This is a genomic window from Alistipes senegalensis JC50 (assembly GCF_025145645.1).
Lineage (GTDB): Bacteria > Bacteroidota > Bacteroidia > Bacteroidales > Rikenellaceae > Alistipes > Alistipes senegalensis.
The window spans coordinates 2,712,776-2,731,870 of record NZ_CP102252.1; the positions used below are offsets into that span (position 1 = coordinate 2,712,776).

The 19,095-nt window shown below is 61.9% G+C and carries 13 protein-coding genes and 1 tRNA gene; 12 read left to right on the top strand and 2 right to left on the bottom strand.

The window, feature by feature from the left end; genetic code table 11:
• Positions 1-86: 86 nt before the first annotated feature.
• Positions 87-157 (bottom strand) — tRNA-Gln (locus NQ519_RS10790).
• A 137-nt stretch (positions 158-294) separates the two neighbouring features.
• On the opposite strand from NQ519_RS10790, the gene NQ519_RS10795 reads away from it, so the two are divergent.
• Positions 295-1,536, top strand: coding sequence for a nucleoside permease (locus NQ519_RS10795; RefSeq protein ID WP_019151145.1), 1,242 nt, complete (start codon positions 295-297; stop codon positions 1,534-1,536).
• 7 nt (positions 1,537-1,543) lie between these two features.
• Positions 1,544-2,401 carry a nitroreductase family protein gene (locus NQ519_RS10800; RefSeq protein ID WP_019151144.1) on the top strand — a complete coding sequence of 286 codons (858 nt, stop codon included), beginning with the start codon at positions 1,544-1,546 and terminating at the stop codon, positions 2,399-2,401.
• A 446-nt stretch (positions 2,402-2,847) separates the two neighbouring features.
• Here NQ519_RS10800 and NQ519_RS10805 read toward each other — a convergent pair whose 3' ends face one another.
• Complete coding sequence (locus NQ519_RS10805) at positions 2,848-5,703, bottom strand: putative LPS assembly protein LptD (protein WP_019151143.1); 2,856 nt, start codon at positions 5,701-5,703, stop codon at positions 2,848-2,850.
• Positions 5,704-5,843: 140 nt separating this feature from the next.
• On the opposite strand from NQ519_RS10805, the gene NQ519_RS10810 reads away from it, so the two are divergent.
• The 10 genes from NQ519_RS10810 (at position 5,844) to NQ519_RS10855 (ending at position 19,092) form a co-directional block, all read left to right on the top strand.
• Entirely contained in the window at positions 5,844-7,034 is a 1,191-nt protein-coding gene (locus NQ519_RS10810) for an N-acetylmuramoyl-L-alanine amidase family protein (protein ID WP_026076610.1), read from the top strand.
• Positions 7,035-7,044: 10 nt separating this feature from the next.
• Complete coding sequence (locus tag NQ519_RS10815) at positions 7,045-8,052, top strand: MlaD family protein (RefSeq protein WP_019151141.1); 1,008 nt, start codon at positions 7,045-7,047, stop codon at positions 8,050-8,052.
• A gap of 147 nt (positions 8,053-8,199) precedes the next feature.
• On the top strand, positions 8,200-10,692 hold the full coding sequence (locus tag NQ519_RS10820; RefSeq protein ID WP_019151140.1) for an endonuclease MutS2: 2,493 nt from the start codon (positions 8,200-8,202) through the stop codon (positions 10,690-10,692).
• A gap of 148 nt (positions 10,693-10,840) precedes the next feature.
• Positions 10,841-13,210, top strand: a complete 2,370-nt coding sequence (gene alr, locus NQ519_RS10825; protein WP_019151139.1) for an alanine racemase — start codon at positions 10,841-10,843, stop codon at positions 13,208-13,210.
• Complete coding sequence (locus NQ519_RS10830) at positions 13,210-13,923, top strand: SAM-dependent methyltransferase (protein WP_019151138.1); 714 nt, start codon at positions 13,210-13,212, stop codon at positions 13,921-13,923. Before alr ends, NQ519_RS10830 begins: the two co-directional genes overlap by 1 nt.
• 84 nt (positions 13,924-14,007) lie before the next feature.
• Entirely contained in the window at positions 14,008-14,616 is a 609-nt protein-coding gene (locus NQ519_RS10835) for a nucleotide exchange factor GrpE (protein ID WP_026076609.1), read from the top strand.
• A gap of 4 nt (positions 14,617-14,620) precedes the next feature.
• Positions 14,621-15,790 carry a molecular chaperone DnaJ gene (gene dnaJ / locus NQ519_RS10840; RefSeq protein WP_019151136.1) on the top strand — a complete coding sequence of 390 codons (1,170 nt, stop codon included), beginning with the start codon at positions 14,621-14,623 and terminating at the stop codon, positions 15,788-15,790.
• 263 nt (positions 15,791-16,053) lie between these two features.
• Positions 16,054-16,461, top strand: a complete 408-nt coding sequence (locus NQ519_RS10845) for a hypothetical protein (RefSeq protein WP_019151135.1) — start codon at positions 16,054-16,056, stop codon at positions 16,459-16,461.
• A complete protein-coding gene (gene mutL, locus NQ519_RS10850; RefSeq protein WP_019151134.1) occupies positions 16,462-18,450 on the top strand; it encodes a DNA mismatch repair endonuclease MutL in 1,989 nt (662 codons plus the stop codon). It abuts the gene before it with no gap.
• Positions 18,451-18,489: 39 nt separating this feature from the next.
• A complete protein-coding gene (locus tag NQ519_RS10855) occupies positions 18,490-19,092 on the top strand; it encodes a rhomboid family intramembrane serine protease (protein WP_019151133.1) in 603 nt (200 codons plus the stop codon).
• The last annotated feature ends 3 nt before the right edge of the window (positions 19,093-19,095 follow it).

Consider the following 19,095-nt stretch of genomic DNA (forward strand, 5'->3'; position numbering starts at 1 on the left):
TTCCCCTCCACCGGAGCGCGCAGGACGCGGGGAAATAAGCCCGAGAACGAAAAAGGATGCCCCGCATGCGAGGCATCCTTTTTGAGTTGAGCTACCAGGATTCGAACCTGGAATAACAGGACCAGAATCTGTTGTGTTACCGTTACACCATAGCTCAGTAGATTTTGGTGATGCAAAAGTAGGACTTTATTTTTCAAATGCAAAGAAAATTACCGAAATTTTTTCGTACATTTGTTATAATCCCGCGAAGGGAAAACCGTTTGAAACTTAAAATTTACACAAAATCAGAAGATTATGGGAATTAAATTCCGGCTTATCGTCATGAACTTCCTCCAGTATGCGATCTGGGGTTCGTGGCTCATCTCGCTGGGGGCCTATATCGGGGGGCTCGGTTTCTCCGGATTGCAGATAGGTAGCTTTTTCGCTACGATGGGCGTCGCCTCGCTGTTCATGCCCGCCGTTATGGGAATCATCGCCGACCGCTGGGTTCCGGCACAGAAACTGCTGGGCATCTGCCACCTCGTCAGCGGCGGGTTCCTCATCGCCGCGGCCGCGCAGACCCAATATGCGCCGCTGTACAGCTGCATGCTGCTGAGCGTGATGTTCTACATGCCGACCATTGCGCTGTCGAACTCCGTGGCCTACAACGCCCTCGATCTGGCGAAACTCGACAGCGTAAAGCACTTCCCGCCCATCCGCGTGTGGGGCACCGTGGGATTCATCGCCGCCATGTGGTTCGTCGATCTGGTGCATATCGGCGGCGTGCAGATCAAACTCACCGCCTGGCAGCTGTATGTCGCGGCGGCGTTGTCGTTCGTGCTGGCCGTCTACTCGTTCACGCTGCCCGCATGCGCCGTCAACCGCGGCGTGCGCAAGCAGTCGTGGGTCGATACGCTGGGACTGCGCGCCTTCGCGCTCTTCAAGGAGAAGCGCATGGCCGTCTTCTTCATCTTCTCGATGCTGCTGGGCGCCGCGCTCCAGATCACCAATGCCTTCGGCGACAGTTATATCCAGAATTTCGGAACGATGCCCCAGTATGCCGATTCGGCCATCGTGAAACATTCGGTGATCCTGCTCTCGCTGTCGCAGATGTCCGAAACGTTCTGCATCCTGCTGATTCCCTTCTTCCTCCGGCGTTTCGGAATCAAGAAGGTGATGCTGATCTCGATGCTGGCCTGGGTGCTGCGCTTCGGCTTCTTCGGCGTGGGAAACCCCGGTTCGGGAGCCGTGTTCCTCATCCTCTCGATGATCGTCTACGGCGTGGCGTTCGACTTCTTCAACATCTCGGGGTCGCTCTTCGTCGAAAAGGAGACCAGCCGCGAGATACGTTCTTCGGCGCAGGGCGTCTTTATGATTATGACCAACGGCTTCGGCGCCTTCTTCGGGTCGTATGCCGCGGGCGCCGTGGTGGATGCCTTCCATTGGCCCGATTCGTGGTTCATCTTCGCGGGATACGCCCTCGCGGTGGCTGTCGTCTTCGCACTCGTCTTCAAATACAAGCACGACCCCGCCGAAATGGAGGGTGTGAGCCATTAGGAGCCCGATGGAGATTTCGATCCGGGAGAGCTGCATCCGCTGCGGCCGTTGCGTGAAGGTGTGCCCTTCGCAGATTTTCGAACAGGAGGGAGCCGGGGCTCCGGTGACGCTGTGCAACCCCGGGAGTTGCATCGTCTGCGGTCATTGCGTGGCCGCCTGTCCCACGGGGTCGGTGGCGCACGAGGCGTTCCCGCCAGAACGGGTGCACGCCGCCGATTACGCCGCGCTGCCGACGCCCGAACAGGTGGAGCTGCTGATGGCCGTGCGGCGGTCGAACCGGGCCCTGAAAAGGACTCCCGTGCCGCAGGAGATGCTGGACCGCATCGTTGCGGCGGCGGACCGCGCCCCGACGGCCAGCAACGCCCGGCAGCTGGGCTATACGCTGGTGACCGATCCGGAGAAGCTGCGGGGAATTACGGAGTACACCCTCGGGGTGTTCGGAAAGCTGGAAAAACGTCTGCGAAGTCCGCTCGTGCGGCCGTGGCTGAGCCGTATCGTGCCGGAGGTGTACCGCTATGTGCCCGTCTTCGAACGCCTGCGGCGTGAGTACGCCGAAGGCCGCGACCGCGTGCTGCGGGGTGCGACGGCGGTGCTGTTCATCCATGCCCCGAAAGAGAATCGTTTCGGGGCCGAGGATGCGAATCTGGCCTGTCAGAACGCTTCGCTGATGGCCGAGGCGCTGGGCGTGAGCCAGATCTACATGGGGTTCGTGCTGACGGCTCTCCGGCAGGACCGGGCGGCGCGGCTGAACGGGATGCTGGGGCTCGAAGGCCGCCGCATCTGTGCGGCGATGGCTTTCGGGATGCCGCAGTTCCGCTATCCCAACTACATCGACCGCAAGCCGGCCGAGGTGACGCACTTATAATTAATTAGAAAAGCGATCATAAACCACCCTCTCGCACGAATCGACAACTCCCGTATGCACTACACGGAATCCTCAGTATGAAATTAGTCCTATTCATTTTAAGCACACCGCTTATGCTGTGTAGTTGCAGCTATGAATCACAAATGATTGATGGCGGCAATGCTGTAATTGAACGGATAGATTCTTATAAGGATTCTATTGGTACGACCCCATCGTCTCTTTCGGATATCGGTATAGCGATAGTAGATGAGAGTAATCCGCCCTATTATTATCAGCGGATAGATTCTCTCCACTATACGTTATCTTTCAGTAATGGCGTTGGAGAGTCCAAAATATATTACTCGGATTCACGGAAATGGGAGGATTTTCCCAGACCCATAAAAATTGATTGATTTGATTCATGAAGTCAAGCGGCGGTGTCGATTTCCGACACCGCCGCTTTTCGTTTAGTACATGTTGTCGTACATCGACTGCGACTTGTCGTATTTCAGGTCGGAGAGCGACGCGGCCTTGACGCCGATGTTGAAACTCCACGAACGGTGGTAGCCGAACGGTATCCACGAGAAGGACATCTGCCAGCAGTGGAGGTCGCGCGTGATGGAGACCGACGAGGTCGTGAGTTTCCGTTGCTTGATGTCGAAGCCGCCCTGGAAATTAATGCCGGTTTTGGGCGTGACATTCAGCGAGCCGTTGAACCCGACCGTCTGGGTGACGTTCTTGCGGTAGCCCGTCGTGCCGTTGTTGACGTAGGAGATCGAGTAGTTGACCGAGTAGTTGAAGCCGAAGTTCCACGGCAGCGAGAAGTCGTAGTAGCTCTGCGCCATGTACTGCCGCCGCAGCACGGGGTCCATGTGCCCGTAAGGGTCGTAGAAGGGGTTCATGTACTCCGGAGGGATCGACGTGATGTCGTTCATGGCCGGCTGGGACTTGTCGGCGCGCGACTTGAAGGTGTAGCCGAACGACCAGCCCGTGGAGACGATACGCCCCGGGAAGAAGAGCTTGTCGTAGCGCTTGCCCTCGGGCGAGACGCGGTAGGGGTCGAGCGTCGCCGAGAGGTTGATGCCGAAGTTGTTGAACAGCGTCGTGCGGAACGAGATCGGGATGGTTGACAGGCGCATCGAGTCGGCCAGGAAGTTGTACGAGCCGCTGATGCGCAGTTCGTCGATGAGCTTGATCTTCTTCACGCCCGAGGTGTCGCGTTTCGAGAGCACCTTCATTTCGAGGTTCTGCGACAGCGAGAAGTTCATCGACATCGAGCGTCCCGACGACGGAACGCCGTAGGCGTTGACGGCATAGGGCGAATAGGTCGTGAAACGGCCCGTCGAGTCGGTCTGGCGGGTCTTGTAGTAGCCGTATTTGGGGTCGCTGAAATCCGGGGCGTAGGAGAATCCGATCGAGGGGGTCAGCGTGTGGCGGATCGCCTGGATCTTGCGGTTGCGGCTCTTCTTCGTGAAGTCGTACATGCCGTAGACCGTCGTGGAGGCCGAGACGCTGAGGTTGTAGTTGTAGAGGCGGTAGAAACCGTAGTTCGTGGGCAGCGTGTCGGTCTGGTTCGTGACGGGGTTCCACTCGTATTCGACCTTCTTGAAGTACCACTTTTCGTTGTAGTTGACCGACGGCGAAAGGTTGATGTAGTTGAAGAGGTTGAACGACGCCGAGATGGGGATCGAGTGCTCGATGCCGTTCTTCATGTTTTCGAGCGTCTTCTTCGAGAAGATTTCCGACTCGGTGGTGGTCACCGAGTTGGTCATCTTGCCCGTGTACTGCACCGAGATCTTCTCGTACCAGCGGTCCTTGCCGGTCTTCTCCTTGCGTTTGAAGGGGTAGAAGCGCGAGACGTTGAACACCACCGTCGGCAGCGTCACCGAGATCGACTTGTTCTGCGAGTTCTGCGAGATGGCCATGTTCGCCGAGAGCGAGAAAGGCGTGCCGGCCCAGTTCTTCGAGTAGGAGATCGTCGAGTTGGTCTGCGTGGCGAGGATGTCGTTGAGGTTGGTGGCCGAATAGCGGCTGTAACCGCTGGTGGCGAAGTTCACCGAGGCCGAGAACGTCGAACCCGGGTTGGCCTTGGCGTCCTGCGAGTGGGTCCACTGGATGCGGAAGTTGCTCTGCTTGATGTAGTCGTCCTCGCCCTTTTCGCCCGTCTTGACGTTCGAATACTGCATGTTGAAACTGCCGCTGTACTTGTAGCGCTTGATGTAGCGCGAGGCGGCCGATGCCTCCCACGAACCGAGCGTGTAGAAGCCGCCGCGCACCGCCAGGTCGGCGTATTCGCCCAGCGTGAAGTAGTAGCCCAGGTCGCGCAGGAAGAATCCCTTGGAGTACTCCTCGCCGTAGGTCGGCATCAGCAGGCCCGACTTGGGACCCATGTTGATCGGGAAGAAGCCCTCGGGGATGCCGAGGAAGTAGATCGGCACGTCCTCCATCACCAGGTAGGCCGGGCCGGTGACGACCTTCTTGCCCGGAATGACTTTCGCCTTGGTCATCGCCAGATAGAAGTGCGGGTGGTCCGTCTCGTCGCAGGTGGTGTATTTGCCGTGCTGGATGTTGATCGTGTTGTCGGGCATCTTCTTCACGCTGCCGCCCACCAGCCAGCCGTCGCCCTGCTGCGTGGCCACGCCCTTGATCTTGGCCTTCTTCGAGTCGAGGTTGTAGGTGATCGTGTCCATCTGGTAGGAGGCCGAACCGTCGGAGAACTCGGGCTTGGTGATGATGAACTTGCCCTCCACCGAGTCGGGTTTGCCGTAGGCGTGGACCAGTTTCGAGTTCATGTCGATGCGCATGAAGTCGGCCTTGAGGTTGCTGTTCTGATAGGTGACATCGCCCTGGTTGTAGATGTAGACCAGCTTGTTGCGCACGTCGTAGACCAGCGAGTCGGTGTTCTTGCCCGCGATCGGATCGTCGAGGAAGGCGCCCGCGGGCCGCGGTTTCTTGACCGTGTCGCGGTGCAGCGTGTCTGCGGCGAGCGAGTCGGGGCGGGACATGTTCAGCGAGTCGGTTTTCCGGGCGACGAGCGAATCGACCTGCGCCGAGAAGAGCGAGTCGCGCTCCTCCTGCGGCAGGGCGTTGAAGGCGGCGCGCCGCCGGGCCTCTTCGCGGGCCTGCCGCCGTGCTTCGCGCCGCGAGGGGGCTTGCGCTTGGGCCGCAGACGGGCTCACGGTGTCGGTGGGGAGGGGAGTCAGAAGGGTGTCGGACACGGGGCCGTCGAACGCCGCGCGGGGGGCCGCGCCGCCCAGGACGATCTGGGCGAACAGGAGCAGAACCGTCGCCGACAGGAGATATTTTACCCTAATTCTATCCAAAATCCCAAAAATTTTCCATACCTTTGCCGACAAGTCGGCAAAAACGCCCGGAATGCCCCGCAGGTGCGTTCCCGCCGCATTTTAAGCCCGACAAAGATAGGTAAAAAAATACAGAAAGCTCACATTTGCAACCATTAAATATGCGCACACGACTCTTGTTGCTACTCCTCTTCGCAGCCGCAATCGTTTTTACCAACGTTGCCGCCGCAGAGAATATTGCGCACGGCTTCGAAGTCGTGGTGATCGACGCAGGACACGGAGGCAAATTTCCCGGGGCGCATTACGGGGGAGTCTATGAAAAGGACCTGACGCTGAAGGTGGCCTTGAAGCTGGGCAAACTCATCGAAGATGGGATGCCGGGCGTGAAGGTGGTCTACACCCGCAAGACGGACAAGGAGCTGGGGAAGGACCTGGCTTCGGACTTGCAGGCGCGTGCCGACATCGCCAACAAGGCCGGGGGCGACCTCTTCATCTCGATCCACGTCAATGCGGCGCCCGTCGCGGCGGCCCGGGGCGTCGAGACGCTCATCATGGGCGAGAGCCCCAAGGAGCAGCTTTACAACGAGAACGCCCTCTACGAGAGCAACCGCGAGGACCTGATCGACATGTCCGACGAGCGGACGGCGGCCATCGTGCGGGCCTATATCCAGAACTTGCAGTTCACCTACGGCGAGTACAGCATGGCCCTGGCCCGCTGCATCCAGAACAATTACCTGAAAGCCGGGCGTCATTCGCGCGGCATCAAACCGCAGCTGCTGCGCGTGCTCTACGCTACGGACATGCCGGGCGTGCTGACCGAGATCGGATTCATGTCCAACCCGCAGGAGGCGGCCTACATGAAGTCGGAGAAGGGGCAGAACGAGATCGCCCGCTCGCTTTACCGGGCCGTGCGGGACTATTCGTCCTATGTGATCGGGACGCGCATGGCCGGGGAGGAGCAGGCGAAGCCCGCCGCTCCGGAACCCGCGGCCGAGACGCCGAAGCCGAAAACGGAGCCCGCGAAGCCGAAAGAGAAACCCGCCGCGGAGAAACCGAAAGCGGATGCCGCGAAACCGGCCGCTGAAAAACCGGTGCGGAAGCCTGTCGCACAACCCTTGCGCTACACGGTGCAGGTGATGGCCTCGGCGTCGCCGGTGTCCGTCTCCTCGGCGCAGTTCCGCGACTACAAGGGCAAGGTGAAGCAGTTCACTTCCGAGGGGCGTTTCCCCTACAAATACTGTGTGGGAGAATACGAAACCCGCGCCGCGGCCCAGCGCAAGGCGGCCGAGGTCCGCAGGGTATTCCCGGAGGCTTTCGTGGTGAGCTGCCGGGGAACGCAAATCGTAAAATAAAATTTCAGCTATGAAGAGAGAAGCTAAAATCGGAATTTTCGCCGTGGCGATGCTCATCGCCGCATGGGCCGGAATCCGGTTTTTGAAAGGATTCGACATTTTCAGCCGCAATTCGGTCTATTACGCCGCCTATGACCAGATCAACGGCGTGCAGACGGCCTCGCCGATCATGATGAAGGGCGTGAAGATCGGTACGGTGACGGGCATTTCGTTCGATCCCGGGCGCAGCGACAACGTCGTGCTGCAACTGACCGTCAAACGCCAGTACCGGATTCCGACCGATTCCGAGGCCAAGATATTCAGCAACAGCCTGATGGGGTCGAAAGCCATCGAGATCACCTACGGTTCGGCCCATACCTATCTCGAAAAGGGCGACACGCTGCGTTCGAGCCGCGACCGCGATCTGATGGACATGGCGGGATCGGAGCTGGATTTCTTCAAGCAGAAGATCTCGCAGGTGACGGGCGACCTTTCGCGCACGCTGACGAACCTCAATGACCTGCTGGAGGCCAATGCGCAGAGCATCACCGGGACGCTGGGCCATCTGGATACCGTCACGGGCGACCTGGCCGGGATTCTCGACGCCGAGAAACACAATCTGAAAGCCGCCGTGGAGAATCTTACGGCCTTTTCCGCGATGCTCGGCGAGAACGCCCCGCGCGTGGACAGCATCGTGGGGAGCGTGAACCGCATCGCCGCGGATCTGGCCGACGGCGGATTCGCGCGGCAGCTCTCCGATGCGGTCGGCGAGGTCAACGGTCTGCTGGCCCGCATCGGGTCGGGTGAGGGAACCGTCGGCAAGCTGCTGAACGACGCTGCGCTCTACGATTCGCTGACCGAGGCGAGCGACAACCTCGCGTCGCTGCTGGCCAATCTCGAACAGTACCCCGGCCGTTACGTCCACTTCTCGCTCTTCGGGCGCAGTCCGGAGAAGATGCAGGAGAAGGCCGACCGGAAAGCCGCCAAGGCGGCCGCCCGGGCCGAGCGGGACTCAGTGAAATTAAAAATGAAGAATTAAAAATTAAAAATGAAGAATGAAAGAATCCCGGTCGTTTTTTGCCTGCCTTGTACGGTAGGAAGGAGCCGCCTCTCTTATTAATAATGGGCTTTCAGCCGACCGGATTTCGATTTTTAATTCTTAATTTTTCATTTTTAATTTACCGTCATGATTTATCCTGCCACATTCGAGCAGAAAATAGGTTTTGACCGGCTCCGTGAGCAGGTCGCGGCCCGTTGCACCATGCGTGCCGCCCGCGGGCGGCTTGCCGCCGAGGGCTTTTCGACCTCGCCTCGCGAGATCGAACGGCGGCTGGCGCTGGCCGACGAGATGCGACTCGTGCTCGAGATGGAGCGCGATTTTCCCGGGGGAGAGTATCCCGACGTCGATTACGTCGTCGCCAAACTGCGTGTCGAGGGTTCGTTCCTCGACGTGGAGGAGGTCGTGACCCTGCACAAGGCGCTGTCGGTCGTCGGCGGCATCGTCGCCTTTATCCTCGGCCGCGAAGAACGCTATCCGACGCTCTGCGCCCGCACGCGCGGCGTGGCGGCGTTCCCGGAGATCGTGCAGCGCATCGACGCCATTCTGGACCGCTTCGGGAACGTGAGGGACAACGCTTCGCCGGCGTTGCAGGAGATTCGCCGGGCCATCCGTGAACGCGAGGGGCAGGCGGCCAAGCGCCTGCAGGCCGTGCTGGCCTCGGCCAAGGGGGCGGGCATCGTCGACGCCGACGCCCAGATATCGATCCGCGACGGGCGGGCCGTGATTCCGGTCGCGGCGGGTAACAAACGCAAACTCAACGGATTCATCCACGACGAGTCGGCGACGGGAAAGACCTTCTACATCGAGCCGGTCGAGGTGGTGGAGATCAACAACGAACTGCGCGAACTGGAGTATGCCGAGCGACGCGAGATCGTGCGCATCCTGACCGAGTTCACCGAGACGATCCGTCCCGACGCCGGGCTGATCGCCGATTCGGGCGATTATCTCGCGGAGATGGACATGCTGCGCGCCAAAGGGCGCTGGGCCTCGGAGAACCGTTGCGTGCGGCCGATCCTCTCGACCGACGACCGGCTGGTGCTTAAGAACGCCCGCCACCCGCTGCTGCAGCAGACGCTGAAAGCCTCGGGGCGCGAGATCGTGCCGCTGGACCTGCAGCTGGACCGCCGCAAGCATATCCTCGTCATTTCGGGCCCCAATGCCGGCGGCAAGTCGGTCTGCCTGAAAACTACGGGTATCGTGCAGTATATGTTCCAGTGCGGGTTCCCGGTTCCGGCCTCGGAGGTTTCGGAACTGCCCGTGTTCGAAAGCATCTTCATCGACATCGGCGACGAGCAGTCGATCGACAACGACCTTTCGACCTATTCGTCCCACCTGCTGAACATGAAAAACATGCTGGCGGGGGCTTCGGACCGGACGCTGGTGCTGATCGACGAGTTCGGGTCGGGAACCGAGCCCGTCATCGGCGGGGCCATCGCCGAGGCGATTCTCGAACGCCTGCTGGCGAAGGGGTGCTACGGCGTCATCACGACCCACTACGCCAATATCAAATACTATGCGTCGTCGGCCGAGGGCATCGCCAACGGCGCGATGATGTTCGACGTGCAGAACATCCGGCCGCTGTTCCGGCTGGAGACGGGCAAGCCGGGCAGTTCGTTCGCCGTGGAGATCGCCCGCAAGATCGGGTTGCCGGAGGAGATCATCCGCGCAGCGAGCGAGAAGGCCGGGTCGGACCATATCAACATCGAAAAGCAGCTGCGCGAGATCGCCCGCGACAAGCACTACTGGGAGCAGAAGCGCGACCGCATCCGCCTGACGGACCGCAAGGTCGAGGAGCTGGAACAGAACTACGCCGAACAGCTGGCGAAGATACGCGCCGAGCGGCAGGAGATACTGAAAAAGGCCAAACAGGAGGCGCAGCAGCTGATCGCCGATGCCAACCGGCAGATCGAGAACACGATCCGGACGATCCGCGAAGCGCAGGCCGAGAAGGAGCTGACGCGGCTGGCGCGGAGGGAGCTGGACGATTTCCGCGAGACGGTCGAGCAGGCCGATTCGTCGGAGAAGGAGGCCGCCGTGGCCCGCGAGATCGAGCGGATCGAACGCCGCCGCCAGCGGCGCGACGAGCGCAAGGCCCGGCAGGGGGCGAAAGCCGCCGAAGCGCCTGCACCCGTGCCCGAGAAGCCGCGCGAGGCGGTGGTCGGGTCGAAGGTCCGCATGGCCGGGCAGGAGATGGTCGGCGTGGTGCAGTCGGTGAAGGGCAATCGGGCGCAGGTGGCCTTCGGGCAGATTCTGACGACGGTGGACAAGAGCCGGCTGACGGTGGTCTCGAACAACGAATACCGCGAGGCGACGCGCCCTGTGACGGCCCGGACGGTGGTGTCGGTGGACATTTCGTCGCGCAAGCTCAACTTCAAGGACCACATCGACGTGCGCGGCATGCGGGCGTCGGAAGCGCTGGACATGGTGCAGAATTTCATCGACGACGCGCTGATGGTCGGCGTGGGGTCGGTGTCGATTCTCCACGGCAAGGGCACGGGGGCTTTGAAGGAGGAGATCCGCCGTTACCTGCGCACGGTGCCGGAGATCGCTTCGGCGGTCGACGAGCATGCCGACCGCGGCGGAGCGGGAATAACGATAATTACGTTTAAGCAGGATTAGCATTTTTTGAGACATTCTGGCCGCGATGCGACAAGCCCCTCCCGAGGGAGGGGTTTGGGGTGGGGTCAGATTTGTAAACGCGGCGGAACGCCGCGGGTTACGGCGGTCGGAGCACAAGAACGGTCATAAAAGATAATTTGGATATTTTATGAAATATCTGCTTTCGCAAATCGCCGCCGTCGTGGGCGGCAAGTTCTCGGGCACGGACTGCGAGGTGCAGTCGGTGGTGACCGACAGCCGTTCGCTGACGTGCGAACTGGGCTCCGGACCGATGTTCGTCGCCATGTGCGGCGCCAACCACGATTCGCACGACTACATCGCGCAGATGTATGCGCGCGGAGTGAGGGCGTTCCTCACCGAGCGCAGCGTCGAACCCCTGCCCGGATGCGGGTACGTCGTGGTCGGGAACGCCATCGCGGCCCTGCAATGCCTGGCGGCTTACCACCGGGCGCAGTTCAAAGGCACGGTCGTGGGCATCACCGGGTCGAACGGCAAGACCGTCATCAAGGAGTGGATCGCCGAGGAGCTGCCCGCAGGGATGAAGTGCTACCGCTCGCCCAAGAGTTACAATTCGCAGCTGGGCGTGCCGCTGTCGGTGCTGATGATCGAGGGCGACGAGCAGCTGGCGCTGATCGAGGCGGGCATCTCGAAGCCCGGGGAGATGGAGCGGCTGGAGCGGATCATCCGTCCCGACGTGGTGGTCTTCACCTCGATCGGCGACGCGCATCAGGAGAACTTCCTCAATCTGGAGCAGAAATGCAACGAAAAGATGATCCTCGCCCACCGGGCCCGGACCATCGTTTATCATAGTTATTACGAGCCGCTGGGACGCATGATCGCCGCACGGTTCGCCGAACGGAAGCTCTGCGACGCCGCGGCGTGCCCGCAGGTTCCCGAGGCGGTGATCGGCAACGAGGCGTCGCGCCGCAACGCCCAGCTCGTCGAGGCGTTCTGCGCGGCGATGGGTTATCCCGCGCCGTCGTTCTCCGAGGCCCCCGAGGTCGCCATGCGGCTGGAGGTCAAGGACGGCATCAACGACTCGGTGCTCATCAACGACGCCTACAACCTCGATCTCAATTCGCTGGCGCTGGCGCTGGACTATCTGCACAACGTGGCGTTGTCGCGCCGCCGGACGCTCGTGCTGTCGGACATCGCGCAGAGCGGACTGACGGACGACGAACTGTACGGCCGCGTGGCCGGGATGGTCTCGCGGGCGGGCATCGACACGCTGATCGGCATCGGACCCAAACTGAAACGCTACGCTGCGCTGTTCGACTGCGACAAGGAATTTTTCGCCTCGACCGACGAGTGCATCGCCCGCATCGGCCGCCGGGCCGTGGCGGGACGCGCCGTGCTGCTGAAAGGGGCCCGGGAGTACCGCTTCGAGAAGCTGGCCCATGCCCTGGCGCGCAAGAGCCACACGACGGTGCTGGAGGTCGATCTCGACGCCATGATCCACAACCTCAATTACTTCCGCTCGAAGCTCGATTTCCGGACGAAGCTCGTGGCGATGGTCAAGGCGGGGTCGTACGGCGCAGGGGATTTCGAGGTGGCGCAGATGCTCCAACATCAGGGCGTCGATTATCTGGCCGTGGCGTTCGCCGATGAGGGCGTGTTGCTGCGCGAGCGGGGGATCACGATGCCGATCGTGGTGCTGAATGCCGACGCCGACAGTTTCGACCAGATGATCGCTAACCGGCTGGAACCCGAGATATACAGTTTCCGTTCGCTGGCCGATTTCGCCGATGCGGTGTCGCACGCCGGAGAGATCCGCTATCCCATCCACCTGAAACTCGACACGGGCATGCACCGGCTGGGATTCATGGAGGACGAAATCGAGCGTCTGTGCGGGGAGCTGCCGAAACTGCCCGCCGTGAAGGTGGCGTCGGTATTCTCGCACCTGAACTGCGCCGACATGCCCGAAGAGGACGCCTACACGCGGGCGCAGATCGCGCGTTACGACCGCATGAGCGCGGCCGTCGCCGCGTCGCTGCCGTATCCCGTGATTCGCCATACGGCCAATTCGGCCGCCATCGAGCGGTTTCCCGAGGCGCAGTTCGACATGTGCCGCCTCGGGCTGGGACTCTACGGCTTCGGCTGGGAGCACAATCCGGGCCTGCGTCCGGTATCGACGCTCAAAACCCGCATCGTGCAGATCAAGCGTCTCGAAGCGGGCGACGCCGTGGGATACGGGCGTGCCGGGAAGCTCCTGCGGCCGACGGTGACGGCTACGGTGCCGATCGGCTATGCCGACGGGCTGGACCGTCACCTGGGGTGCGGACGCTGGTCGATGCGCGTGAACGGGCGGCCCGCGCCGATCGTCGGACGGGTCTGCATGGACAGCTGCATGATCGACGTTACGGACATTCCGGGCGTCGGGGAGGGCGACGAGGCGGTGATCTTCTCGGCGGAGCCGGGCAACGATCTCGAAACGATGGCCCGCGTGCTGGGGACCATCCCCTATGAGATCATGACCTCGGTGTCGGGGCGTGTGAAACGGATTTACCTCAAAGAGTAATGGATTACGGAACCCTCTATCTGATACCTTGCCCGATCTCGGACGAGACGGCGCCCTGGGACGTGCTGCCCGCGGCCAACCGCGACGTGATGAACTCGCTGGACTATTTCATCGTCGAGAATACGCGCTCGGCGCGGCGGTTTTTGTCGAAAGCCGGCGTCGAACGGCCCATCGGAGAGCTGGAATTCCGCGAGCTGAACGAGCATACCGCCGCCGGACGCGAGGTCGAAGAGCTGGTGAAACCCTTGTTGGAGGGCCGTTCGGCGGGGGTGATCTCCGAGGCGGGCGTGCCGGGCGTGGCCGATCCGGGGGCGTTGGTCGTCGAGGCGTGCCACCGTCGCGGCATCCGCGTGGTGCCGCTCGTGGGGCCGTCGTCGATCATCCTCGCGGTGATGGCGTCGGGGCTCAACGGCCAGTCGTTCGCCTTCAACGGCTATCTGCCCGTGAAGCCGCCCGAGCGGGCGAAGGCCATCCGCTTTTTCGAGCGGCGGGCCCTGACCGAAGGGCAGTCGCAGCTGTTCATCGAGGCGCCCTACCGCAACGGGAAGCTGATGGAGCAGCTGGTGCAGACGCTCGGGGCGGAGACGCGCCTGACGGTGGCCGTGGAGCTGACGGCTCCCGGCGGGCGGATCGAAACCCGCACGGCGGGGGAGTGGCGGCGGCGTCCGCTGCCCGAACTGAACAAACGCCCGGCGATTTTCATCATCGGGTAGCGTAGCCCTTGAAATCCGGCCTTTGGGCGGGTTGGTATGCAATTTGTTCGAATAAGGGGAGGAAAACTGAAAAAATTACAAGATATGAAAAAGCAAGAAGTTTATAATGAAGCCGTTAGCGGCGACGAAGGTTTCGCTCCGGGCGACGGTTATCCTTCGTGCGACGGTGAACCCTGTGCCAATGTGTCAGACACGGCAGACGATGCGACTGACACAATGGCAGACGACGATCCGGCTGCCGAGGACGATGCCGCCAAGGCGCTCGAAGCGGCCGTGGCCCAGTGGCAGGACAAATTCGTGCGTTTGCAGGCCGAGTTCGACAACTACCGCAAGCGGACGCTCAAAGAGAAGATGGAACTGGTGCAGACCGGGGGCCGCGACGTGCTGCTGGCCATGCTGCCCGTGCGCGACGACGTGCAGCGCGCCGTGGACGCCATGCAGAAGAGCGATGATCTGGAGGCGCTGCGGGCGGGCGTGACGCTCATTTCGCAGAAATTCACCGAGGCGCTGCGCCAGAAGGGCGTGACCGAGATCGAGGTGCTGGACAAGGAGTTCGACGCCGATCTCTCGGAGGCCGTGGCGCGGTTCGCCGCCGGCGACGAGAAGAAGGGCAAGGTCATCGACGTGGTTCAGACGGGCTACAAGCTGGGCGACAAGGTGCTGCGCTTCGCAAAAGTTGTTGTAGGAGAGTAGGATCATGGCAGAAAAGAGGGATTACTACGAAGTGCTGGGCGTCCAGAAGAACGCTAACGCTGACGAAATAAAGAAGGCATACCGCAAGGCGGCCATCAAGTACCACCCCGACAAGAATCCCGGGGACAAGGAGGCCGAGGAGAAATTCAAGGAGGCCGCGGAGGCTTACGACGTGTTGTCGAATCCCGACAAGCGCGCCCGGTACGACCAGTTCGGCCATGCCGGAATGAGCGGCGCGGCGGGCGGCGGAGCCGGGGGCTTCGGCGGATTCAGCGGCGGAGGGTTCTCGATGGAGGACATCTTCTCGCAGTTCGGCGACATCTTCGGCGGCCATTTCGGCGGCGGGTTCCGCTCGTCGGGCGGCGGCGGTGCGCGCCACGTGAACCGCGGTTCGGACATCCGCGTGCGGGTCAAGCTGACCCTGGCGGAGATCGCCAACGGCGTCACGAAGAAGCTCAAGATCAACAAGACCGTGGCCTGCGACAAGTGCGGCGGCACGGGGGCCAAGGATGCCAATTCCTATTCGTCCTGCCCGACGTGCAACGGCACGGGGTATGTCACGCGCGTGGAGAACACCTTCTTCGGCCGCATGCAGACGCAGGGCGTGTGCCCGATGTGCGGCGGTTCGGGCAAGGTCGTCACGGCGCAGTGCGACAAGTGCAAGGGCGAAGGAACGCTGCGCGGCCAGGAGGTCGTGGAGATCCGCATTCCGGCCGGCGTGGGCGAGGGCATGGTCCTCACGGTCACGGGCAAGGGAAACGCGGCGCGTCAGGGCGGCGTGAGCGGCGATTTGCTGGTGATGATCGAGGAGGAGCCGAACCCCGAACTGGTGCGCGACGGCAACGACCTGATCCACAACCTCAATATCACCGTGACGACGGCCCTGCTGGGCGGCACGGTGGAGGTGCCGACCGTGGACGGACGCGCCAAGATCAAGATCGCCCCGGGAACGCACGCCGGCAAGGTGCTGCGTCTGGGCGGCAAGGGTCTGCCCGACGTGAACGGCTACGGCCGCGGCGACGAGCTGGTGGTGGTGGACATCACCATCCCGGCGAAACTCTCGGCCGAGGAGAAGAGGCTCGTCGAACAGCTGGCGGCGCAGCCCGGGTTCCAGAAGGCCGAATCGGTCAAGAACCAGAACATTTTCGAACGGATGAAGAGTTTCTTCCGGTAAGAAGATTCGAAGATGGGTTCGACCGTTTGATTAGTTTCGGTCGGTTGTGTTCAGGGTGTTCCGCCCTGTTTGCGAGTCTGATCCACCCGGCTGAAAGCCGGGCTTTAGGGGCGATGCCTGGATGTTGGGCATTGGATTCAGTTTATTGTCTGCCCTCGCCTGTTGCACGCAGTTGTCGCATCGCGGCCGGATTGTCTCAAAAATGGAAGGATGATCATAAAATCCCGAAGATTTAGTATCTTTACCGAAAAAACAGGACGACCATGTTAGGCTTTACCCCGTTTAAGAAGCACGCGAACAAGTTCAACTATATCCCGCGTTATTACGACCCCGAGAAGGAGGCCCGTGAACAGCGCCGTGCCGAGCTGCGCGGCGAACGGGCCGAGGATGCCGGACGGGAATACAAGCCCGGGCAGTACATCCGCACCCAGCGCGACGCCCGTGCGGCGCGGCGCGCCGACGAGGATAGGGCGGGGCAGGTGCGTATCCTGAAGATGGCGGCGGCAGCCGTGCTGGTGCTGCTGTTCATCTACCTTCTGTACCCGAAGCTGGCCGACGTGTTCCTGCGTGCGGGAAGTCCGGCCGCACCGGTCCGGACCGAGCAGGCCGCCGAGGAGTTCGATCCCTACGCACCCATCACGGTCGTCCCCAACGATTACCAGGAGGAGTAGATGGCAGACAAGATCAGATTACTACCCGAGGTCGTCGCCAACCAGATCGCCGCGGGCGAGGTCGTCAACCGGCCCTCTTCGGTGGTGAAGGAGATGATGGAGAATGCCCTCGACGCAGGCGCGACCTCCGTGAAAGTCAATTTCCGCGATGGCGGCAAGGACCTGATTCAGATCGTGGACGACGGCTGCGGCATGTCGCCCATCGACGCGCGCATGGCTTTCGACCGCCATGCCACGAGCAAGATCGGGGCCGTGGAGGATATTTACGCCCTGCATACGTTCGGATTCCGCGGCGAGGCGCTGGCTTCGATCGCCGCCGTGGCGCAGGTGGAGCTGCGCACGCGGCAGGAGGGCGACGAGGTGGGCACCCAGACCGAGATCAACGGCGGACAGTTCGCGTCGCAGACGCCCGTGATGTGCCCCGTGGGGTCGCAGTTCTTCGTGCGCAACCTCTTTTACAACGTCCCGGCGCGCCGCCGTTTCCTGGACAAGAGCACCACGTCGGCTTCGCATATCAAGGCCGAGTTCCAGCGCATCGCGCTCTGCAACCCGCAGGTCGCCTTCGAACTCTATGCCAACGACGCTCCGGTTTACACGTTGCAGGCGTCGTCGCTGGCGGGCCGTATCGTGGACGTGGTGGGGCGCCATATCAAACAGAATCTGCTGGAGGTCGAGGCCGACACCTCGATCGCCCGCATCGAAGGATATATCGGCCGTCCGGCGGCCGCCAAGAAGCGCAATTCGGAGCAGTACCTCTTCGTCAACGGCCGCTTTTTCAAAAGCAGCTACCTGACGAGCGCCATCCTGAAAGCATACGAGAAGCTGATTCCCGAGAACTGCCAGCCGTCGTATTTCCTCTTCCTGACGATCGACCCCGGGCGCATCGACGTGAACGTCCACCCGCAGAAGACCGAGGTGAAGTTCGCCGACGAGGAGGCCGTGTGGCAGATCATCAACGCCGCCGTGCGCGAGACGCTGGCCAAGACGGGCGCCGTGCCGCTGATGGATTTCGACCGCGACGGCGTGGTGGAGATTCCCGTGTTGCAGCGGGGCGCCGTGTACAGCGAGCCGCAGGCGATGTCCAACAGCGACTACAATCCTTTCCGCGAGGAGTATATCGACCCCACGGCGCCCGATCCCAACGAGGATTTCACGGGTTTCGACGTGCCTTACCGCGACGGCGGTGCCGTGTCGGACAACTCTGCCGCGGGATTCCGCACGGGCGGAGGCCGGAGCGCCGCACCCGCATTTCCGCGGGGAGGCGGGCGCAGCGGCCTGCCTGCGACGGACGACGGGGAGTTCGAGGAGTTCGAGTCGGGAGGCGGTTTCGAGATCGCTTCCGGCGGAGGCTTCGACGACAGCGCGCTGGATTTCATCCCTTCGGAGGCCGCTCCTGAACAGCAACGTTTCGACATGGCGCAGCGTCCGGAGTTCACCGATCCCATGCCCCTGCCGGGCGGGTATGTCGCCGCCCTGCTCGGCGGCCGCTTCGTGGTGGTGGACGTACGCCGCGCCCGCGAGCGGATTCTTTACGAAGATTACCTGCGCATGCTGGGCAACGGCTCGTCGGTGAGCCAGCAGCTGCTGTTTCCCGAGCGGCTGGTGCTCTCGGGCGACGAATACGCCCTGCTGGAGGAGAACGCCGTGGAGTTCGCTTCGCTGGGCTTCGACATCGACTTCTGCGGCGAAGGAGCCGTGGAGGTGAAGGGCACGCCCGCCGACATGCCCGCCGATGCGGTGGACAAACTGCTGTTCGAGCTGTTGCAGGCTTTTGCGACCCCCGTGTCGCTGGCCGATGTCCGGCGGGAGAAGATCGCCGCCGTGATGGCCCGCTCGGGCTCCAAGGGCGCCGGGCGGATGCTGTCGCGCGAAGAGGCCGCGGCGCTGCTGGCGCAGCTGGCCGACACGGGCAGTTTCAGTTTCTCGCCCTCGGGCAAGGCGATCACCGCGGAGATCACCCCCGAAGATTTGCGCGCCAAGCTGGGATAATCCCGCGGAAAGAGTTACATTTGCAAAAATTAAAACGCCATGAACCGTTATTTCCAGACCCCTCCGGTCGTCAAGAACCTGATAATTATCAACGTGCTGGTCTATATGGCCACGGCGCTGCTGCCCGTGGGCGACCGGATCATGGAGTACTGCGCCCTGTCGCTCGGGACGCCGTTCTTCCATACCTACCAGTTCATCACCTACATGTTCCTGCACGCCAATTTCGAGCATATCTTCTTCAACATGTTCGCCCTGTGGATGTTCGGGCGGACGCTCGAATACGAGCTGGGGTCGCAGCGCTTCCTGACTTTCTACATGGTCTGCGGCATCGGTGCGGCGCTGATCCAGTACCTCACGGCGCTGGCCTTCGGGGAACTGCCGCTGATGCTGGTCGGCGCGTCGGGCGCCGTGATGGGGCTGCTGCTGGCTTTCGGCGTGATGCACCCCAATGCGGTCATCATGCTGCTGATACCGCCCATCCCGATGAAGGCCAAGTGGTTCGTCATCATCTACGCCGTCATCGAGCTCTTCCTCGGATGGCGGGGCGTGGGCAACGTGGCCCATTTCGCCCATGTGGGCGGCATGCTGTGGGGCTTCCTGCTGCTCCAATGGTGGAAACGCCGCGGGACGATCCGTTTCTGAGCG

Coding starts and splice junctions, on each gene's coding strand:
- NQ519_RS10830 (WP_019151138.1), top strand. CDS start 13,210: ATGGATTACGGAACCCTCTATCTGATACCTTGCCCGATCTCGGACGAG.
- NQ519_RS10810 (WP_026076610.1), top strand. CDS start 5,844: ATGCGCACACGACTCTTGTTGCTACTCCTCTTCGCAGCCGCAATCGTT.
- dnaJ (WP_019151136.1), top strand. CDS start 14,621: ATGGCAGAAAAGAGGGATTACTACGAAGTGCTGGGCGTCCAGAAGAAC.
- NQ519_RS10800 (WP_019151144.1), top strand. CDS start 1,544: ATGGAGATTTCGATCCGGGAGAGCTGCATCCGCTGCGGCCGTTGCGTG.
- alr (WP_019151139.1), top strand. CDS start 10,841: ATGAAATATCTGCTTTCGCAAATCGCCGCCGTCGTGGGCGGCAAGTTC.
- mutL (WP_019151134.1), top strand. CDS start 16,462: ATGGCAGACAAGATCAGATTACTACCCGAGGTCGTCGCCAACCAGATC.
- NQ519_RS10795 (WP_019151145.1), top strand. CDS start 295: ATGGGAATTAAATTCCGGCTTATCGTCATGAACTTCCTCCAGTATGCG.
- NQ519_RS10845 (WP_019151135.1), top strand. CDS start 16,054: ATGTTAGGCTTTACCCCGTTTAAGAAGCACGCGAACAAGTTCAACTAT.
- NQ519_RS10835 (WP_026076609.1), top strand. CDS start 14,008: ATGAAAAAGCAAGAAGTTTATAATGAAGCCGTTAGCGGCGACGAAGGT.
- NQ519_RS10855 (WP_019151133.1), top strand. CDS start 18,490: ATGAACCGTTATTTCCAGACCCCTCCGGTCGTCAAGAACCTGATAATT.
- NQ519_RS10815 (WP_019151141.1), top strand. CDS start 7,045: ATGAAGAGAGAAGCTAAAATCGGAATTTTCGCCGTGGCGATGCTCATC.
- NQ519_RS10820 (WP_019151140.1), top strand. CDS start 8,200: ATGATTTATCCTGCCACATTCGAGCAGAAAATAGGTTTTGACCGGCTC.